This is a genomic window from Aliiroseovarius sp. S1123 (assembly GCF_023015885.1).
Lineage (GTDB): Bacteria > Pseudomonadota > Alphaproteobacteria > Rhodobacterales > Rhodobacteraceae > Aliiroseovarius.
In genome coordinates this window covers 59,627-74,874 of sequence record NZ_JALKBE010000004.1, presented here as the reverse complement: position 1 = coordinate 74,874, position 15,248 = coordinate 59,627, and the positions used below count along the sequence as shown (strand labels likewise).

Here is a 15,248-nt window from a genome sequence, read left to right as displayed (position 1 = left end):
ACCTAACCCGTGGGGTCATCACAGCCATTCAGGAATGGTATCGCGTCCCAGCATTTCTTCATAGGTGGGACGTGCGCGGATGACGGCATATTGATCGTCCATCACCAGCACTTCTGGGATCAGAGGGCGCGAGTTGTACTCGGACGCCATCACCGCGCCATAGGCCCCGGCCGAGCGGAAGGCGATCAGGTCATCGGGTTTCAGGCTGTCCAGATCACGGCCCTTGGCGAAGGTGTCGCCGGTCTCGCAAATCGGGCCGACAATGTCATAGCGCGACTTGTCCTCGCCGGGGGCGGCTTCGACCACGGGGATGATGTCGTGATGCGCTTCGTACATGGCGGGGCGCACAAGGTCGTTCATCGCGGCATCGACGATCAGGAAATCCTGCCCTTCGCCCTCTTTCACGTAGATGACGGAAGTGACCATGATTCCGGCATTGCCGGACACAAGGCGCCCCGGTTCAATCTCGATCTCGCAGCCCAGATGGCCGACGGTTTCCTTCACCATCTGACCATATTCGACAGGCAGGGGTGGGGCTTCATTCGAACGCTCGTAAGGAATGCCCAGACCGCCGCCCAGATCCAGTCGCGTGATGTCGTGGCCGTCTGCGCGCAGTGCTTCGGTCAGCTCGGCGACTTTCTGATAGGCCTGACGGAACGGCTCCAACTCGGTCAGCTGCGAGCCGATATGCACGTCGATGCCAACCGCTTTCAGACCGGGTAGGGATGCGATTTCGGCATAAACCTCGCGCGCGCGGGCGATCGGGATGCCGAACTTATTTTCCGACTTCCCGGTCGAGATCTTGGCGTGGGTTTTCGCGTCCACATCCGGGTTCACACGCACGGTCACCGGGGCAACGACGCCCAGCTCGCTTGCGACCTCGGACAGGACACGCATCTCGGGCTCGCTTTCCAGATTGAACTGGCGAATGCCATTCGTCAGCGCCAGACGCATTTCATCGCGGGTTTTGCCAACGCCCGAGAACACGATCCGGTCACCCGGCACGCCTGCCGCAATCGCACGGCGGTATTCCCCACCGGACACGACGTCCATGCCCGCACCCATTTCGCCCAGCAGTTTCAGCACGGCGAGGTTCGAGTTCGACTTGACCGCGAAACAGACAAGATGGTCAGCCCAGTCCAGCGCTTCGTTGAATAGCCCGATATGACGTTTCAGCGTGGCCGCGGAATAGACATAGAAGGGCGTGCCAACTTCGGCAGCGATCTCTTCAATCGATACGTCTTCGGCGTGCAATACGCCATCGCGGTAAAGGAAATGGTCCATCTTGGGCCTCGTCTGTCTGCGCTTCCTGACTGCCCTAGCGGAACTGCGCCTGCCGCTCAACCCTCTGGGGCTTCTCTTTTTCTTGTCATAAATATCCCGGAGCGCGAGGCAGAGCCTCGCAAATTCAAACGCCGGCCACTTGGACCGGCGTTTGAAGCTACTCTGCTTGGGTATCCTCGGGTGATCCCGGACGGATGGGCTCACCATCCGCACCACAGGCTGCCAGCCCCAGAAGGGCGGTGATCAGAAGCGCGCGGATCATGCCAGCGCCTCTTTCCCCAGTTTTTCTTTCCAACGCGCAATCTGCTTGCGCACTTCGCTGGGTGCGGTGCCGCCATAGCTGGTGCGCGAGGCGACCGAGTTGTGGACGCCCAAGACGCCGAAGACTTCCTCGGTGATTTGCGCGTTGACCGTTTGCATGTCTTCCAGCGACAGGTCGGGCAGGTCGCAGCCGCGATCTTCGGCCATGGCCACCAGCGATCCGGTCACGTGGTGGGCGTCGCGGAACGGCATGTTCAGCGCGCGCACGCACCAATCGGCCAAATCGGTCGCGGTCGAGAACCCGGAGGACGCCGCGGCTTCAAGGCTCTCGGTGTTGGCGGTCATGTCTGACACCATCCCGGTCATCGCAGCCAGCGCCAGCATCAGGTTGTCGGCAGCGTCAAAAACCTGCTCTTTGTCTTCCTGCATGTCCTTGGAATAGGCCAGCGGCAGGCCCTTCATCACAGTCATCAGACCGATATTGGCGCCCATGATCCGACCGATTTTGGCGCGGATCAGCTCGGCGGCATCCGGGTTGCGTTTCTGCGGCATGATCGACGAGCCGGTCGACCATTTGTCCGACATGCGCACAAAACGGAACTGAGCAGATGACCAGATCACCAGCTCTTCAGCGAAGCGGCTGAGATGCATGGCGCAGATGGTTGCGGACGACAGGAACTCCAGCGCGAAGTCGCGGTCGGCCACAGCGTCCAGCGAGTTCGCGGTCGGGCGGTCAAAGCCAAGGGCCTCGGCCGTCATGTGGCGATCAATGGGGAAAGACGTGCCAGCAAGCGCGGCGGACCCCAGCGGGCTTTCGTTCATTCGGGCACGGGCGTCGCGGAAGCGCGACATGTCGCGGCCGAACATCTCGACATAGGCCATCATGTGGTGGCCCCATGTGACGGGCTGCGCGGTTTGCAGGTGGGTGAAGCCGGGCATAACCCAATCAGCACCCGCTTCGGCCTGACCCAGCAGCGCGCGGATCAGGGCCTCGAGTCCATCAATGGCGGCGTCCATCTGGTCACGGACCCACAGGCGGAAATCGGTGGCGACCTGGTCGTTGCGCGACCGGGCGGTGTGCAGACGGCCAGCCGGTTCACCGACGATTTCTTTCAAACGCGCTTCGACATTCATGTGAATGTCTTCCAGCGCGGTCGAGAAGGCGAAATTGCCGCCCTCGATTTCGGCCAGCACGGTCAGCAGACCATCGCGGATGACCTTGGAGTCGTCCTCGGTGATTACACCGGTCGCGGCCAGCATTGCAGCATGCGCGCGCGAGCCTTCGATGTCCTGTCGCGCCATGCGCTGGTCATAGCCGATCGAGGCGTTGATCGCCTCCATGATCGCGTCGGGACCCGCCGAGAACCGGCCGCCCCACATTTCATTCGCGGATTTCGTGTCGTCGCTCATGATCTGCCTTTCAGGACATATTTCTGCTGGGCAATGCTATACGCGGCAAGGCGGGTGGGTGCAATTGCTGTAGCTCCAGTTGTTCATGGCACGGTTTTGCCGATGTGGCCGGATTGCCTTTGTGTCGCCACCTGCAGTCCCTAGAGTGGCTGGACATCACGATGCAAACAGGACTCCAGATGCCCCAACATGCCATTTCCTTCAACCGCCGCATGGCGATGGTCACGCTGGCCGCTGCGGTGGTGATGCCGGGGCGCGTGCTGGCCGATGCTGGGTTTTCCGGCTGGTTGTCGGGGTTTGCGGTCAAAGCGCGGTCGGTGGGGGTCAGCGACGCGGCGCTGAAGGCGCTTGGGCGGGCGGAGTATTTGCCGTCCGTCATCAAGTCAGACCGCCGCCCGGCGGAAACCACGCGCAGTTTGCAGGACTATATCGGGTCAGCCGCTTCGCCCCAGCGGATCAAGGGCGGGCAACGAGCGCTGTCCCGGTATCCGACGCTTTTAAAGAAGATCGAGCGGCAATATGGTGTCCCGAAAGAAGTCGTCGTCGCGATCTGGGGTATGGAAAGCAGCTTTGGCGCGGTGCGCGGATCGGCCTCGGTTCTGTCGACGCTGGCCACGCTGGCCTATGAGGGCCGCCGCCGCGATCTGTTCGAGGCCGAGCTGTTGGCCGCCTTGCAAATCCTTACCGCGGGCGATGTGTCTTCCTCACGCATGAAAGGCTCATATGCGGGCGCGATGGGGCATACCCAATTCATGCCCAGTTCGTATCTGGCCCATGCCGAGGATTTCAACCGCGACGGCGTGCGCGATATCTGGTCGGATGATCCGACGGATGCGCTGGCGTCGACCGCGGCCTATCTGCGCGCCAAGGGATGGGCCAAAGGACAACCTTGGGCGATCGAGGTTCGACTTCCCAAAGGGTTTGATCTGGCCTTGACCGGGCGGATCTATTCGCGTCGTTTGCGCGATTGGGGGAAGATGGGGGTCACCGATGTTAAGGGGCGTGCGCTGACCGGTGCCGAAAGTGGTGCACTGATTCTGCCCGCGGGTCCGACGGGGCCAATTTTTATGATCTTCCAGAATTTCCACGTGCTGAAGACGTATAACTACGCCGATAGCTATGTGATCGGCGTGGGTCATCTGTCTGACCGCCTTGCCGGAGGTCGTGCGATCCAGGCCAGCTATCCCAAGAACCCCTGGGGGATGACCACCACAGAACGGCAGGCGCTTCAGAAAGCCCTGAACGATCTGGGATTTCAGGCGGGGCGTCCTGATGGTGTGATCGGAGAGAAAGGCCGCGCTGCCATTCGTGCCTTTGAGGCATCGCGTGGCATGTCCGTGACCGGTGTGCCCACTGTTCAACTTCTTGCAATTCTAAGTTAGACCTGATCGTGCCGGTGGCAGCTGACCAGATGGTTGTTGAACAGCCCGCAGGCCTCCATCCACGCATAGACGATCGTCGGGCCGCAGAACTTGAACCCGGCCTTTTTCAAGTCCTTCGAGATCTGCGTGGATAGCGGCGACGCGGTCGGCACCTCGTCCAACGTCTTGTAGCGCCCGTTCAATGGGGTGCCGTCTACATAGCCCCACATCATGTCCCGAAACGCGTCCTCGCCCCCCAAGTCCAGATAGGCCTGCGCGTTGGTGATCGTCGCCGCGATCTTGCCGCGATGCCGGATGATGCCTTTGTCCTGCAATAAACGATCGATCTCGGGCTCGCCCCATGTGGCGATGCGTTCGGGATCAAACCCCTCGAACGCTGCGCGAAAATTATCTCGCTTTTTAAGGATCGTGATCCAGCTGAGCCCGGCCTGAAAGCCATCAAGGATTAATTTTTCCCAAAGCGCGCGCCCGTCCCATTCCGGCACGCCCCACTCAAGATCATGATATTCCTGATAAATCGGCTCGGTCCCACACCACGGGCAGCGGGGTGTGTCAGGGCAATGCGTTAGGTTCGAGGTCATACAGTTGGGTCCGTTACAATTTTAGACAACTTAGCGGATTTACGTCTCGTTAGCATAGAATTGCCACTTATGGTCGTACGGCAGCACAGGTGACACCATGTTCAACTTCGGAAGTAAGACCCCCCGGGACACGCAGATGCAAGACCCTGTGGGTGGTCCGATGGGTGACCCGCTTAGCTCGGCCATCGGGATGCGGGACAAGGACGCGATCGGCCTTGTGCGCGAGGCATTGCGAAAGAAACGTGTCCGGCTGGCCTTTCAGCCTGTTGTTCAGACCACGAAGCCAGATCGCCGCGCATTTTTCGAAGGGCTGATCCGCGTGTTGGACTCGAATGGACGGGTGATTCCCGCCAAAGACTTTATCGACTCGGTTGAAGATAAAGAGATGGGGCGCCAATTGGATGCGCTGGCGCTTGAAAAAGGGTTGGAGGCGTTGCAGGCCGAACCCAGCTTGCGTCTGGCCATCAACATGTCTGCCCGATCGATCGGTTATCCGGGATGGAAGAAGGTGTTAGAGCGGGGGCTGGAAGACGACCCGCATCTGGGCGAACGGCTGATCCTCGAGATCACGGAACGCACTGCAATCACCATGCCGGAACTTGTGCGGGTCTTCATGGCTGAGATGCAGGGCCACGGCATCAGTTTCGCGCTGGATGACTTTGGGGCAGGCTATACCTCGTTCAAATACCTTAAAGATTTCTATTTCGACATCATCAAGATCGATGGTGAATTCATTCGCGGGATCCACAGTGATCCGGACAATCAGATCCTCACGCAGGCCATGGTCTCGGTCGCGCGGCATTTCGATATGTTTACCGTGGCGGAAAGTGTTGAAACGGCCGAAGATGCTGCCTTTCTAACCCAGATCGGTGTGGATTGCATGCAGGGGTACTATTTCGGCGTGCCGACTTTGGATCCCTACTGGCGGAAAGCGGCCTAGGCGCGCGTGATAGCGCGACCATGTTTACGCGGCTTGATTTTCTCTGCAATGCAGCACAGGATGCGCCCAGCAATGATCGTGCGGGGTGGTGCGTGTTTTGGAAATTTCTGAAATACGTGCTGTGTCGCTGATCGTCAGACTGGAGGAAAAGGAAGCATCATGACCAATGTTGTAATCGTATCGGCCGCGCGCACCGCCGTGGGCAGTTTCTCGGGTTCGTTCGCGAACACGCCCGCCCATGACCTCGGCGCTGCCGTTCTGGCCGAGATCGTGGCCCGCGCTGGGATCGACCCGTCAGAGGTCAGCGAGACCATTCTGGGTCAGGTGCTTCAGGCCGGTCAGGGTCAGAACCCGGCACGTCAGGCGCATATCAATGCGGGTTACGCGAAAGAGGCTTCGGCTTGGGGCATCAACCAGGTGTGTGGCTCGGGTCTGCGCACCGTGGCGCTGGGCGCGCAGCACGTGCAGCTTGGCGACGCCGCCATCGTTGCCGCTGGTGGCCAAGAAAACATGACTCTCAGCCCCCACGTCGCACACCTGCGCGCTGGGCACAAAATGGGCGACATGAAATTTATCGACTGCATGATCAAAGATGGTCTGTGGGATGCGTTCAACGGCTACCACATGGGCCAGACCGCTGAAAACGTGGCCGAGCAGTGGCAGATCACCCGCGAAATGCAGGACGAATTCGCTGTCGCCTCGCAAAACAAGGCGGAAGCCGCTCAGAAAGCCGGCAAATTCGCAGACGAAATCGTTCCCTTCACCGTGAAAACACGCAAGGGCGATATCATCGTGGATCAGGACGAGTACATTCGCCACGGCGCCACCATGGAAGCTATGCAGAAACTACGCCCGGCCTTCACCAGGGACGGTTCGGTCACCGCTGCCAATGCCTCGGGCATCAACGATGGCGCGGCTGCCGTGTTGCTGATGTCGGCTGATGAGGCCGAGAAGCGCGGGCTGGAGCCGCTGGCACGCATCGCGTCTTACGCCACTGCAGGTCTGGACCCGTCGATCATGGGCGTTGGCCCGATTCACGCGTCGGGCAAGGCGCTGGATAAGGCGGGCTGGAAAGCTCAGGATCTGGATCTGGTTGAAGCCAACGAAGCTTTCGCTGCTCAGGCCTGTGCCGTGAACAAAGACATGGATTGGAACCCGGATGTGGTCAACGTGAACGGCGGCGCCATCGCCATCGGTCACCCGATTGGCGCCTCGGGCTGCCGTATCCTGAACACGCTTCTGTTCGAAATGAAGCGCCGCGACGCCAAGAAGGGTCTGGCGACCCTCTGCATCGGCGGCGGTATGGGCGTGGCCATGTGCCTTGAGCGTCCGTAAGGTCGAAATGAACGATAGAAAAGGCGCCTTCGGGCGCCTTTTTTGTTAAACGTTTTGTCGTCCTCTTGTCGCATATGCAAAATAAACTCTGCATTGCGGCAAAATGTTTGCGCAATAATATTGCGCAAGTTAAATTGAAAATGTAACAGAGTTTCAGGCTCAAGATTCGAAGTGGAGAAAAACATGGCCCGAGTTGCACTTGTCACCGGTGGTTCGCGCGGTATTGGCGCATCAATTTCAAAAGCGCTGAAAGCTGAAGGGTACGAGGTCGCCGCGACCTTTGCTGGCAACGAAGAGAAAGCTGCCGCCTTCACTGCCGAGACCGGCATCAAGACCTACAAGTGGAACGTCGGCAGCTATGAAGAAAGCGCCGCCGGTATCGCACAGGTCGAAGCTGACCTTGGCCCGATCGACGTGGTTGTCGCCAACGCTGGCATCACCCGCGACGCACCGTTCCACAAGATGACCCCCCAGCAGTGGCAGGAAGTCATCGACACCAACCTGACCGGCGTGTTCAACACCGTTCACCCGATCTGGCCCGGCATGCGCGAGCGCAAGTTCGGCCGCATCATCGTGATCAGCTCGATCAACGGTCAGAAAGGTCAGTTTGCTCAGGTGAACTATGCTGCGACCAAGGCGGGCGATCTGGGTATCGTCAAGTCGCTGGCTCAGGAAGGTGCACGCGCAGGCATCACTGCCAACGCTATCTGCCCCGGCTACATCGCGACCGAAATGGTTATGGCGATCCCGGAAAAAGTGCGCGACTCGATCGTTGCGGGCATCCCGGCAGGCCGTCTGGGCGAACCGGAAGAAATCGCACGCTGTGTGGCCTTCCTGGCCTCGGACGATGCGGGCTTCATCAACGGCTCGACCATCTCGGCCAACGGTGCACAGTTCTTCGTCTAATCACGCAGGACAATCACAATTTAAGGGCTGGCCGCTTTGGCTGGCCCTTTTTGTTGGCAGCTGGGGTATCAGCGATGCCAAACGCGCCAGCATCCTACGGCCAATGTTTCGAAAGACCAAGGCGCGCTCTTCATGTGCGCGCTGATAGGCGGCGTGAAGCTCGGTCTGGTTTGTCGCGGTCTCCAACATGGTCCTGGTCCTCTTAAGTCATCTTTGAGTGATCCTAATATGGGGCGTTGAAATGCCAGCGACAAACGAGACTTTCAAAGGTTTCAGATAAGTGATACTTGACTGAAATGAGTGACCGCCTGCCTCCGTTAACCGCCCTACGCGCTTTTGATGCCGCTGCCCGCCATATGTCGTTTCAGAACGCCGCGGCCGAGCTGAACGTGACACCGGCGGCCCTGTCATTTCAGATCAAGTCGCTGGAGGAACATTTCGGTGCGCCGCTATTCCTGCGCCTGAATCGCGCAGTCGAGTTGACCGAAGCGGGCCGTCTTTTGGCCCCCGGTGCGGCGGATGGGTTCGAGATGCTGACCAGCGCCTGGCGCAATGCGCGGCGCAGTTTAGACAGCAATACGCTGACCGTGACGGCGGGCCCGGCGTTCACGTCGAAGTGGCTTGCGCCCCGGCTCTATGCTTTTGCCCAGGCCCATCCCGAGATCGAGTTGCGCTTCGCGGCCGGTTTGAAGTTTGTGGATTTGAACCGGGACGAGGTCGATGTTGCCATCCGATTTGGATACGGGCCGGATGATGGGCTGTATTCTCATCCCCTGGCGAACGAATGGCTGACCCCGGTGATGCTGCCCGCCTTGGCCGAGAAATATCCCGAGCCGAAGGACCTGTTGAATGCGCCGCTGATCCACAACACATCAGATGACTTCCTGAACCCACCATGTGATTGGCCCGCGTGGCTGCGCGCTGCGGGGGTTCAAGGGACGCCCCGCATTTCATCGGTATTTTCGCAACCCGATCACGCGCTGGATGCTGCGATGGCAGGGGTCGGCATTGTGTTGGGGCGACGCGCCTTTGTGGTGAAATATCTGTCCGAGGGTCGCCTTGTGGCCCCCTATGGTCTGGCCCTGTCCACCCAGGCTCGATTCCGGTTCCTGTGCCGTCGTGGACAAGAGAACCGACCAGCAATCGCGGCGTTCCGCGATTGGGTGCTTGCCGAGATTGCAAAGAACACGCATGTGACGGACAGCTTGAAAATTGTTTCGGTCGAGGATTTGTCGTGACGCGGAAAACTGCCACTTTCGTCGGATTCATCGCCGTGCTGCTCTGGTCGCTTCTGGCGCTGTTTACTGTCGGGACGGATCCAGTTCCGCCATTCCAACTGGCTGCGATGACCTTTCTGATCGGCGGAACGTTGGGCGTGATCTGGATCGCCACAACCGAAGGTCTGGGCGTGTTGCGCACGGTCAGTTGGCGCGTCTACGCATTCGGAACCTTGGGCCTGTTCGGTTATCACGCGCTGTATTTCTCGGCCCTGCGCATGGCCCCTGCGGCCGAGGCTGGGTTGATCGCCTATTTGTGGCCACTTTTTATCGTGCTGTTTTCGGGACTGTTGCCGGGGGAAACACTGCGTCCGATGCATGTGATCGGCGCACTGGTGTCCTTTGCGGGTGCGGCGCTGATCGTGCTGGGGGGTGCCACCGGATTTGACACCGCTGCGCTGCCGGGCTTTGCGCTGGCCTTCCTGTGCGCGCTGACATGGTCGGGATACTCGGTCCTGTCGCGGCGGCTTGGAAACACACCCACCGCGTCTGTCGTAGTGTTCTGTCTGGCCACAGCCATCCTATCGACCGGCGCGCATCTTCTGTGGGAGGACACAGTTTGGCCCAACGGCACAATGGGTTGGGCGTCCGTCGCGGGGCTTGGACTGGGGCCTGTCGGGTTGGCCTTCTATGTCTGGGATGTGGGGGTCAAACGTGGCGACATTCAGCTTTTGGGCGTCGCAAGCTATGGCGCGCCTTTGCTGTCTACGCTTGTGTTGATTTTGGCGGGGGTTGCCCAACCACACCCATCATTGCTGATCGCCGGGGTGTTGATTACTGCGGGCGCCTTGATGGCGGCACGGGCCAGTGCCGGTACGACAAAACAGACCTGACCCGAGCCTAAAGTCGTCAGGCCGTAGCCAGTCGTTCAATCTCTTCTTTGATTTGGAGTTTTTGCTTCTTTAGTTCGGTAATCTCGGCATCTGTGGTGCCGGGCGCGCGCTGGATCTCTTCGACTTTATCCGAGAGGACCTCGTGTTTCCTGCGCAGCTCTTCAAGATGCGAACTCATGCTCATGGCGATCCTCCTGTTGGTTTATAGAACGTACCGAGTGCACCACACTTTTTCCCGCTTGTCACGAAAACGTTGCAAATCTTTGCGGGGAATCGCCGACGTGGTTGCACAGGGTTTAACGGGGATGGCTTATCCCCAGTTCAGCGCCGCGCCGTCACGCAAGGTGGCCTGTATCGCAGGCGTATAATGTTCGCGATCCGAAGTATGCGCCGCGCCTTCATGCAGAACAATCGGTGCCGCCAGTCGAAACGCCGCGCGCCCGCCTTTGCGGGCTTGCAGCAGCAACAGTTTCGCGGCGCGCCCGGAGCGCGGGGACAAAGGTTGTACGACCACCGACCCCAGCCGGTCATCTAGCGACGACAGAATGTCCGGCAGCCGCTCGGCTGCGTTGATCATTGTCAGCATCCCGCGCGGTTTCAGGCGCCGTGTGGCCTGATCCATCCAGGCCGCCAATGGTGTCTCTTCGCCCATTGCCTGTTCACGGGCATCATGCGGCGACATGCTGCCCCGTGTCCGGTCGAAATAGGGCGGGTTCATAATCACATGATCAAAGCTTTGGGCACGCAAAGCCTCGGGCATCTGCGCCAAATCCCCATCATGTACGGTCAGCGAAATTCCGTTGTCTTCCGCATTCTTGCGCGCCATTTCCGCATGATCTGCCTGACGCTCAATCCCGTGAAGCTCCAACCCCGGCACGCGTCGCCCAAGACACAAGGACGCCGCCCCGACACCGCAACCCAATTCCAGCACCGACTGACCGGATTGGGCAGAGACTGCGCTTGCCAGAAACACCGGATCGACGCCCGCGCGATAGCCCGTTCTGGGCTGCGTCAACACAAGTTGCCCGCCCAGAAAATCGTCCTGTGTCAGATCGTCGGGATGCATCATGTCCCTTTAGCTTTCAAAGGCGATGTCATGGTCGCGCAGGATGGCGCGGGCGATGAACAGATCCTCGTCACGCACCATCAGACGGCGCGGCAAAATGCCAATGGATCCTTCCAGTGCACTCATATGGACGTCCATCGCAAAGCAAGCTATATCCTCGCCTGTAAGAAGGGCGGTGACGAAGGGGATCATGGTTGGATCCGTGGTTCTCAGAAGCTCTTTCATGCTTTCGGAGATAAGGGCATCCCCGCCCATTTGTCGAGCCGGTTGACGGGAAGGTGAAGATGCTGATCGAAGCTGCACATAAACCGCATGAGCGTCTGGGCCAGCATTTGGCCGAGGATATGGAGTCCGTGAACACGCTGATTCGCGAGCGGATGGCCTCGAAACATGCGCCGCGTATTCCCGAAGTGACTGCGCATCTGGTTGATGCGGGCGGCAAGCGCCTGCGCCCGATGCTGACCTTGGCGGCCGCGCGTCTGTGTGGCTATGACGGCCCCTATCACATCCATCTGGCGGCGACGGTCGAGTTCATTCACACCGCAACCCTTCTGCATGATGACGTGGTGGACGAAAGCGCCCAACGGCGTGGTCGCCCGACCGCGAACTTGCTGTGGGACAACAAGTCCAGCGTGTTGGTGGGTGACTACCTGTTCTCGCGCTCGTTCCAGCTGATGACCGACACCGGTTCGCTGGACGTGCTGCGCATCCTGTCCAACGCCTCGGCCACGATCGCTGAAGGCGAAGTGCTGCAGCTGACCGCCGCCCAAGACCTGTCGACGGATGAAGAGATCTACCGTCAGGTTGTCCGCGGCAAGACCGCTGCGCTGTTCTCGGCCGCGACCGAGGTGGGCGGTGTCATTGCGGGTGCACCCGAAGATCAGGTGAAGGCACTGTTCGACTACGGCGACGCGCTGGGTATTTCCTTCCAGATCGTGGATGACCTTCTGGATTATTGGGGCGGCGACGCCACCGGCAAGAACATCGGCGACGATTTCCGCGAACGCAAACTGACGCTTCCGCTGATCAAAGCTGTGGCCAAGGCAAACGACGAAGAGCGCGCCTTCTGGACCCGCACGATCGAAAAAGGTCGTCAGGAAGAGGGCGATCTTGAGCATGCTTTGGAGCTGCTGAACAAGCACGGTGCTCTGGAAGACACCCGCGCCGAAGCGATCGCTTGGGCGGACAAAGCCAAATCCGCCCTGACTGCACTGCCCGACGCCCCGATCCGCCACATGCTGCACGACATTGCAGATTACGTGGTCGCGCGCCTGAACTAAGCGCTCATTTTCTTGCTAGAAATATCCCGGGGGGACGCCTTTAGGCGTGGGGGCAGAGCCCCCTAGGCTCACGAAGTGAGCCACCGGCAGCCCTACGATAGTTTCGCAGCTTCGACCCACCAGTCAGGTTGCGCCTTTGCCAGCGCGGCCGCCCCGGCGTGCGCCGCGTCCTCGGTTTCGAACAACGCAAAACACGTCGCCCCGGACCCCGACATCCGCGCCAGTCGTGAACCGGGCAAGGCTGCCAAGGCGTCCAGTACAACCTGAATGATCCCAGACCGCGCAATGGCTGGGGTTTCCAGATCGTTGCGTTGGGTTGCCAGCCAGTCGATGAACGCACCCGTTTTCATGCCCTGCGGGATCCGTTTGGGCATGGGCGGGTTCTGCTTGTTTTCCAGCGCTTTGAACACCTCTGGGGTTGGCACGTCCACACCCGGATTTGCCAGCACCGCAAACAAGGGCGGCAGGCCGGGGCAGGGGGCGACGTCCTCGCCAATCCCGCGCATCCGGGCGGCTTGCCGCATCAGGCAGACGCGCGCATCTGCACCAAGCTCTGCGACGCCTTCGGGTAGACGCGTGTCGCCGACTAAGTCAGAGAGCGCCAAGATGGTCGCCGCCGCGTCCGAGCTTCCGCCGCCGATCCCCGCCGCAGCCGGTAGGTGTTTCGACAAGACGATATGTACCGGCACGCCAAACAGATCCGCCGCGCGGGCGACAAGGTTCGTGCCATCCGCCGGCACGCCCTCGGCGCGCGGGCCAATAACCTCAAGTCGGTTCGACTCAGCAGGCATCACAGTGATCCGGTCGCCTACATCGGCGAAGACCACAAGGCTGTCCAACAGGTGATACCCATCGCGTCGCTGCCCTGTGACATGCAGGGTCAGGTTCACCTTCGCGGGGGCGAAAACTTTGGTGATGCTCATTCCGAGGCGCTCAGGGGATCTGCCCCTTCTTCTTCCAGAACCGCGTCCAGTCCAACCTCAAGCTTGCGGCGGATGCGGTCGGGGTCCAGCTCGGTCAGGTCAGTGTCATCGGTGATGAAACTCAGGGCGCGGCTCCATTGGAACTCGGCTTCGCGTTTGCGGCCAACGGCCCAATAGGTGTCGCCCAGATGGTCGTTCAGGATGGGTTCCACCGGATCCAATTCTACTGCGCGTTCCATTTGCACGACGGCCTCGTCATAGCGGCCCAGACGGTAGAGCACCCAGCCCAGACTGTCTACGATATAGCCGCGATCAGGGCGTGCCGCGACGGCGCGTTCGATCATGTTCAGTGCCTCGTCCAGTTTCTCGCGACGTTCAACCAGCGAATAGCCTAGATAGTTCAGGACCGTGGGCTGCTCGGGGCTGAGCTCTAGCGCCTTGCGGAAACCTGCCTCGGCGGCGGGCCAGTCACCCAGCTTGTGGGCCGCAATGGCGCGCTGGAAATAGGTGGGCCATTGGGTGGGAATGTCGGTTTCGAATCCGGCGATGGCAAGGTCATAGGCATCGCGGGCTTCGGCAAAGCGGTCCTGCTGCATCAGCGTATCCCCAAGCGCCACGCGAAAACGCAGCGTGTCCGGGAAAGTTTCGGCCAGCGTGCGCAACTCGCCGGTCGCTTCATCCAGCCGGTCGGCGCGGCGTAGCACATCGGTGCGGCCAAGAGCGGCGTGTTGATAGGCAAAGCTATCTTGCGGCACCCGGCCATAGCTCTCGATCGCCAGATCATGGTGGCCCATGTCTTCAAGGATCTGGGCCGACAGGACCAGAGCCCCGGCATGGGTTGGCGCAAGATGCTCGGCCACTCGGTTGTACAGAAGGATGCCAGTTTGGTCGCCTTCAGGGCCGACCGACTCGGCCACGGCAAACAGAAGCTCGGCAATGCCGTCCTGTGGCGCGCGGATGATGGTGAAGTCCAGCGTCTTCCCGGCTTCGAGATCCGCGATCATTTGTTCGACTTCGGCATCGGACATGCCGGTGCGTGCGGCCGTCATCAGCTCAATCGCTTTGTCCTGCTGGTCGCTTTGGCTAAGTGACTGGGCATGAGCAAGCAGGCCGGAGCGGTTTAGCTGCAGCGCGCCGTTCTCACCCCCCAGAATGCGTGCCGCGCCTTCGAAGTCACCAACATAGGCAAGCGCCAGCGCCTTTTGATACAGGGTGAATCCGTGGCTCGCGTTGTCTTCACCCATCGCGTCAAAAATCGCCAGCGCGTCCGACATTTTGCCTTGGCCGATGCGGATCCAGGCTTGAATCATCTGGTCAATCACAGGGGCGATCGACACTTTGGTGCCCACCAACGCGGTCGCCGTGTCCCAGTCGCCATTCTTCAGCGCATCGCCCAACAGCACAAGCGCGGCGATCTGGTTGTCCGCGCTGACCGAGGCCAGTCTACGCGCGTACGGCAGCGCATCGTCCAGCTTGCCAAGCGCGATCTGGGCGACGATCAGCCCTTCAAGCACGTCCAAATTCTGTGGGTCTTGCGCGATCGCGCGGGTGCCGTAATCCACCATCTCCGGGAAATTGCGCGACAGATCGGCGTGCCGTGCGGCAAGATATGCCCCCGCCGCACTGTCCGAATAGGCGGCAGTTCCAACAACGTATTGTGCGGCCAGAAGGGTCGGAAGGGCAAGGCGGCGCAGGGCCGAAGATGTCAGGCGGAACAAGGGCATAAATTCCTTAAGTCGCAGCAGGTTTACGTTCGTAAAACCTAATGTG

General features: G+C 60.2%; 15 protein-coding genes. 7 read left to right on the top strand and 8 right to left on the bottom strand.

All coding sequences use genetic code 11. From position 1 onward, the window contains the following. Positions 1-18: 18 nt before the first annotated feature. Both lysA and argH read right to left on the bottom strand, forming a co-directional pair. Positions 19-1,284 (bottom strand): diaminopimelate decarboxylase, encoded by a 1,266-nt coding sequence (lysA, locus tag MWU53_RS09270; protein WP_247092653.1) that lies wholly within the window; start codon positions 1,282-1,284, stop codon positions 19-21. A 258-nt stretch (positions 1,285-1,542) separates the two neighbouring features. Next, positions 1,543-2,955, bottom strand: coding sequence for an argininosuccinate lyase (argH, locus tag MWU53_RS09265; protein WP_247092651.1), 1,413 nt, complete (start codon positions 2,953-2,955; stop codon positions 1,543-1,545). 179 nt (positions 2,956-3,134) lie between these two features. Between argH and MWU53_RS09260 the strand changes: the two genes are divergently transcribed. Next, the gene (locus MWU53_RS09260) at positions 3,135-4,337 is read left to right on the top strand and encodes a lytic murein transglycosylase (protein ID WP_247092649.1); all 1,203 of its coding nucleotides are present in this window, start codon (positions 3,135-3,137) and stop codon (positions 4,335-4,337) included. On the opposite strand, the gene MWU53_RS09255 is transcribed toward MWU53_RS09260, so the two are convergent. After that, on the bottom strand, positions 4,334-4,918 hold the full coding sequence (locus MWU53_RS09255) for a DNA-3-methyladenine glycosylase I (protein WP_247092647.1): 585 nt from the start codon (positions 4,916-4,918) through the stop codon (positions 4,334-4,336). The two genes, MWU53_RS09260 and MWU53_RS09255, sit on opposite strands and share 4 nt — an antisense overlap. Before the next feature lie 136 nt (positions 4,919-5,054). On the opposite strand from MWU53_RS09255, the gene MWU53_RS09250 reads away from it, so the two are divergent. From MWU53_RS09250 to MWU53_RS09230, 5 genes are all read left to right on the top strand, one after another. Beyond that, positions 5,055-5,858 (top strand): EAL domain-containing protein, encoded by an 804-nt coding sequence (locus MWU53_RS09250; protein ID WP_247092645.1) that lies wholly within the window; start codon positions 5,055-5,057, stop codon positions 5,856-5,858. Positions 5,859-6,017: 159 nt separating this feature from the next. Next, complete coding sequence (locus MWU53_RS09245; RefSeq protein WP_247092644.1) at positions 6,018-7,193, top strand: acetyl-CoA C-acetyltransferase; 1,176 nt, start codon at positions 6,018-6,020, stop codon at positions 7,191-7,193. Positions 7,194-7,376: 183 nt separating this feature from the next. Beyond that, a complete protein-coding gene (phbB, locus tag MWU53_RS09240; RefSeq protein ID WP_247092643.1) occupies positions 7,377-8,099 on the top strand; it encodes an acetoacetyl-CoA reductase in 723 nt (240 codons plus the stop codon). A gap of 296 nt (positions 8,100-8,395) precedes the next feature. Further along, positions 8,396-9,337, top strand: a complete 942-nt coding sequence (locus MWU53_RS09235; RefSeq protein ID WP_247092642.1) for a transcriptional regulator GcvA — start codon at positions 8,396-8,398, stop codon at positions 9,335-9,337. Continuing rightward, the gene (locus MWU53_RS09230) at positions 9,334-10,209 is read left to right on the top strand and encodes an EamA family transporter (RefSeq protein ID WP_247092641.1); all 876 of its coding nucleotides are present in this window, start codon (positions 9,334-9,336) and stop codon (positions 10,207-10,209) included. The genes MWU53_RS09235 and MWU53_RS09230 overlap by 4 nt, the downstream gene beginning before the upstream one ends. 16 nt (positions 10,210-10,225) lie before the next feature. Here MWU53_RS09230 and MWU53_RS09225 read toward each other — a convergent pair whose 3' ends face one another. The 3 genes from MWU53_RS09225 to MWU53_RS09215 all read right to left on the bottom strand — a co-directional run bounded on the left by MWU53_RS09225 (position 10,226) and on the right by MWU53_RS09215 (position 11,500). Further along, entirely contained in the window at positions 10,226-10,393 is a 168-nt protein-coding gene (locus tag MWU53_RS09225; RefSeq protein WP_247092640.1) for a YdcH family protein, read from the bottom strand. Positions 10,394-10,519: 126 nt separating this feature from the next. Further along, complete coding sequence (locus MWU53_RS09220; protein ID WP_247092639.1) at positions 10,520-11,278, bottom strand: methyltransferase; 759 nt, start codon at positions 11,276-11,278, stop codon at positions 10,520-10,522. A gap of 6 nt (positions 11,279-11,284) precedes the next feature. Beyond that, positions 11,285-11,500: a DUF2007 domain-containing protein gene (locus MWU53_RS09215; RefSeq protein ID WP_108855285.1), complete on the bottom strand. Its 216-nt coding sequence runs from the start codon at positions 11,498-11,500 to the stop codon at positions 11,285-11,287. Positions 11,501-11,559: 59 nt separating this feature from the next. Between MWU53_RS09215 and MWU53_RS09210 the strand changes: the two genes are divergently transcribed. Next, complete coding sequence (locus tag MWU53_RS09210) at positions 11,560-12,555, top strand: polyprenyl synthetase family protein (protein ID WP_247092637.1); 996 nt, start codon at positions 11,560-11,562, stop codon at positions 12,553-12,555. A gap of 92 nt (positions 12,556-12,647) precedes the next feature. Here MWU53_RS09210 and MWU53_RS09205 read toward each other — a convergent pair whose 3' ends face one another. Both MWU53_RS09205 and MWU53_RS09200 read right to left on the bottom strand, forming a co-directional pair. After that, positions 12,648-13,478: a 4-(cytidine 5'-diphospho)-2-C-methyl-D-erythritol kinase gene (locus MWU53_RS09205; RefSeq protein ID WP_247092635.1), complete on the bottom strand. Its 831-nt coding sequence runs from the start codon at positions 13,476-13,478 to the stop codon at positions 12,648-12,650. Beyond that, entirely contained in the window at positions 13,475-15,202 is a 1,728-nt protein-coding gene (locus tag MWU53_RS09200; RefSeq protein WP_247092633.1) for a tetratricopeptide repeat protein, read from the bottom strand. The genes MWU53_RS09205 and MWU53_RS09200 overlap by 4 nt, the downstream gene beginning before the upstream one ends. Between the last annotated feature and the right edge of the window lie 46 nt (positions 15,203-15,248).

Excerpts from the sequence above, each read along its gene's own strand:
- lysA (WP_247092653.1), bottom strand. The coding sequence starts at position 1,284 with ATGGACCATTTCCTTTACCGCGATGGCGTATTGCACGCCGAAGACGTA.
- argH (WP_247092651.1), bottom strand. The coding sequence starts at position 2,955 with ATGAGCGACGACACGAAATCCGCGAATGAAATGTGGGGCGGCCGGTTC.
- MWU53_RS09260 (WP_247092649.1), top strand. The coding sequence starts at position 3,135 with ATGCCCCAACATGCCATTTCCTTCAACCGCCGCATGGCGATGGTCACG.
- MWU53_RS09255 (WP_247092647.1), bottom strand. The coding sequence starts at position 4,918 with ATGACCTCGAACCTAACGCATTGCCCTGACACACCCCGCTGCCCGTGG.
- MWU53_RS09250 (WP_247092645.1), top strand. The coding sequence starts at position 5,055 with ATGCAAGACCCTGTGGGTGGTCCGATGGGTGACCCGCTTAGCTCGGCC.
- MWU53_RS09245 (WP_247092644.1), top strand. The coding sequence starts at position 6,018 with ATGACCAATGTTGTAATCGTATCGGCCGCGCGCACCGCCGTGGGCAGT.
- phbB (WP_247092643.1), top strand. The coding sequence starts at position 7,377 with ATGGCCCGAGTTGCACTTGTCACCGGTGGTTCGCGCGGTATTGGCGCA.
- MWU53_RS09235 (WP_247092642.1), top strand. The coding sequence starts at position 8,396 with ATGAGTGACCGCCTGCCTCCGTTAACCGCCCTACGCGCTTTTGATGCC.
- MWU53_RS09225 (WP_247092640.1), bottom strand. The coding sequence starts at position 10,393 with ATGAGCATGAGTTCGCATCTTGAAGAGCTGCGCAGGAAACACGAGGTC.
- MWU53_RS09220 (WP_247092639.1), bottom strand. The coding sequence starts at position 11,278 with ATGATGCATCCCGACGATCTGACACAGGACGATTTTCTGGGCGGGCAA.
- MWU53_RS09215 (WP_108855285.1), bottom strand. The coding sequence starts at position 11,500 with ATGAAAGAGCTTCTGAGAACCACGGATCCAACCATGATCCCCTTCGTC.
- MWU53_RS09210 (WP_247092637.1), top strand. The coding sequence starts at position 11,560 with ATGCTGATCGAAGCTGCACATAAACCGCATGAGCGTCTGGGCCAGCAT.
- MWU53_RS09205 (WP_247092635.1), bottom strand. The coding sequence starts at position 13,478 with ATGAGCATCACCAAAGTTTTCGCCCCCGCGAAGGTGAACCTGACCCTG.
- MWU53_RS09200 (WP_247092633.1), bottom strand. The coding sequence starts at position 15,202 with ATGCCCTTGTTCCGCCTGACATCTTCGGCCCTGCGCCGCCTTGCCCTT.